Consider the following 3,191-nt stretch of genomic DNA (forward strand, 5'->3'; position numbering starts at 1 on the left):
CATGCAGGCCTTGCGGCAACGGCGTCGGCATGGGCCGACGCAGCAGGTTCCTGCGACTTGCGAACCCGCAGGTACCATTCGGACAGCAGGCGAACCTGCTTGTCGGTGTAACCGCGCTCGACCATCCGCGAGACAAAATCGTTGTGCTTGGTTTGGTCCTCCTTGCTGGCTTTGGCGTTGAAGCTGATAACCGGCAGCAAATCTTCGGTGTTGGAGAACATTTTCTTCTCGATCACCACGCGAAGTTTTTCGTAGCTGAGCCAGGTCGGGTTTTTGCCGTTGTTGTTGGCGCGGGCGCGCAGCACGAAGTTGACGATCTCGTTGCGGAAATCCTTCGGGTTGCTGATGCCGGCCGGTTTCTCGATTTTCTCCAGTTCTTCGTTAAGCGCCACACGGTTGAGGATTTCGCCGGTTTCCGGGTCGCGGTATTCCTGGTCCTGAATCCAGAAGTCGGCGTACAGCACATAGCGGTCGAAGATGTTCTGTCCGTATTCGCTGTAGGACTCCAGGTAAGCGGTCTGGATTTCCTTGCCAATAAACTCGATATAACGCGGCGCCAGGTATTCCTTGATGTAACGCAGATAGCGTTCGCGCACCTCAGCGGGGAATTGCTCCTGCTCGATCTGCTGCTCCAGTACATAGAGCAAGTGCACCGGGTTAGCGGCGATTTCGTGCGGATCGAAGTTGAATACCTTGGACAGAATTTTGAAGGCGAAGCGGGTCGAGAGGCCGTTCATACCTTCGTCCACACCGGCGCTGTCGCGGTATTCCTGAATCGACTTGGCTTTGGGGTCGGTGTCTTTCAGGTTTTCGCCGTCGTACACGCGCATTTTCGAGTAGACGTTGGAGTTATCCGGCTCTTTCAGGCGCGACAGTACGGAGAACTGCGCCAGCATTTTCAGCGTATCGGGCGCGCAGTGGGCCTTGGCCAGGGAGCTGTTGAACAGGAGCTTGTCGTAGATCTTGATCTCGTCACTGACGCGCAGGCAGTACGGCACCTTGACGATATAGATCCGGTCGATAAACGCCTCATTGTTCTTGTTATTGCGGAAGCTATGCCATTCCGACTCGTTGGAGTGGGCCAGCAGCACACCCATAAACGGAATGGCGCCCAAGCCTTCGGTACTGTTGTAGTTACCTTCCTGGGTGGCGGTAAGCAGTGGATGTAGCACCTTGATCGGCGCCTTGAACATCTCCACAAACTCCATCATCCCCTGGTTGGCGCGGCACAGGGCGCCTGAGTAGCTGTAGGCGTCGGCGTCGTTCTGCGGGAATTCTTCCAGCTTGCGGATATCCACCTTGCCGACCAGAGCGGAAATGTCCTGGTTGTTGTCATCGCCCGGCTCGGTTTTGGCCACGGCGATCTGGTTAAGGATGGACGGGTAGAGTTTCACCACACGGAATTGGCTGATATCGCCGCCGAATTCGGCCAGGCGTTTAGTCGCCCACGGCGACATGATGGTGCTCAGGTAGCGCTTGGGAATGCCAAAGTCTTCTTCGAGGATGGTGCCGTCTTCGGCTGGATTAAACAGACCAAGGGGCGACTCGAACACGGGCGAGCCTTTGATGGCGTAGAAGGGCACCTTCTCCATCAGTTGCTTCAGCTTTTCCGCAAGCGACGATTTACCGCCGCCAACCGGGCCCAAGAGGTAAAGGATTTGCTTCTTCTCTTCCAACCCCTGTGCGGCGTGGCGGAAGTAGGAAACGATCTGGTCGATGCACTCTTCCATGCCATGGAAGTCTTCAAACGCGGGATAGCGGCGGATCACCTTGTTGGAGAAGATCCGCGACAGCCGCGAGTTATTCGACGTGTCGATCAGTTCGGGCTCGCCTATGGCCATCAGTAAGCGCTCGGCTGCTGTGGCGTAGGTGCTTTTGTCCTGCTTGCACAGGTCGAGATACTCCTGAAGCGAGTATTCCTCCTGGCGAGTCGCTTCGAAGCGTTGTTGGAAGTGGCTGAAAATACTCATGACGTCACCTCGCTGATGTGGAGCCGGGCGGGATCGGTCGAGCGGGTGCTGGCAATCTGCCGACGAGTCGGCAAATGAGAATCCCCCAGAACACCTAAAGGTCGCTGCCGATAGCCCCGGAAGCCGGTGTGCCGGCTCTCCCCTATATGGATGGCCTGAGCTTAAGAGTAGTTGGGATTTTCAGAGGTCAAGGACTGACAAACAATTAGCGTGTGTCAGTCCATGTTACAGAATGGCGAGAGCCCAGGCAGGGCGCGGGATAGACGCTTGGAAAAAATTATTCGGGGGTGGCTTGGGCGGTTTCTTCAGGATAAGTGGCGCGCCATAGTTCAAAGCCACCGTCGAGGCTGTAAACCTCGGAAAATCCCTGGCTGACCAAATAGGCGGCCGCGCTCTGGCTGGAGTTGCCGTGGTAGCAGGAGACGATCAGCGGCGCGTCCAGATCGGCCGCGCTAATAAAGTCATGCAGCGAGTGGTTATCCAAATGCCGCGAGCCAGTGATATGGCCCATGGCAAAGCTTTGCGGGTCGCGGACATCCACAACCACCGCGCCGCTCTCGCGCAGGGCTTGGGCTTGCTCGGGGGGGATGCGTTTGAACTCGCTCATGGGCTTGGCTCCTCACAACTGCAGCGATGGCGCTCGCCGCTGTCGACGTTAAGTAAAGTCATCGCACCGCCCCATACGCAACCCGTGTCCAGGGCGATAACGCCGGGTTCATTGCATTTGCCTTCAAGGGCGGCCCAGTGACCGAAGATAATCTTTTGCCCGGCGGTTTTGCGTTGTTTGTGCGCGAACCAGGGCAGATAGCCCGGTGGCGCACTACCGACGCCTTCCTTGGTTTTTAAATCCAGGGTGCCATCGGCTTTGCAAAAGCGCATGCGGGTGAAGTAGTTGGTGATCACCCGCAGGCGCGTCACGCCTTTGAGGTCACTGTCCCAGCGGCTTGGCTCATTGCCGTACATGCCGTCGAGAAAGGGTAGCAGGCGCGCGTCGTCACGCAGGGCTTCTTCCACTTCGCCAGCGCAGCGCAGCGCTTTTTTCAACGACCACTGCGGCGGTATGCCGGCGTGCACCATGGCGATATCGCGGTCGACGTCGTAGTGCATGAGCTTTTGCCGGCGCAGCCAGTCGAGCAAATCGGCGCGGTCGGGGGCTTCGAGGACTTCGCGCAGGGTGTCGCCCTTTTTCAGGCGCTCGATATTGTGCGCAGCGGCCAGCAG

Annotated in this window: 3 protein-coding genes; all 3 read right to left on the minus strand. The window is 57.6% G+C overall.

Features of this window, described 5'->3' with window-relative positions; genetic code table 11:
- The coding region (locus tag AAAB16_RS00055; RefSeq protein ID WP_340661483.1) for a PrkA family serine protein kinase at positions 1–1,970 on the minus strand (1,970 nt) is incomplete at its 3' end.
- Between the two features lie 277 nt (positions 1,971–2,247).
- Positions 2,248–2,577, minus strand: a complete 330-nt coding sequence (glpE, locus tag AAAB16_RS00060) for a thiosulfate sulfurtransferase GlpE (RefSeq protein WP_340661484.1) — start codon at positions 2,575–2,577, stop codon at positions 2,248–2,250.
- Positions 2,574–3,191: symmetrical bis(5'-nucleosyl)-tetraphosphatase (locus AAAB16_RS00065; RefSeq protein WP_340661485.1), on the minus strand; the 618-nt coding region annotated here is incomplete at its 5' end. The genes glpE and AAAB16_RS00065, both read right to left, overlap by 4 nt.

This window comes from Pseudomonas sp. (genome assembly GCF_037994325.1).
In the GTDB taxonomy this organism is placed as follows: Bacteria; Pseudomonadota; Gammaproteobacteria; order Pseudomonadales; family Pseudomonadaceae; genus Aquipseudomonas.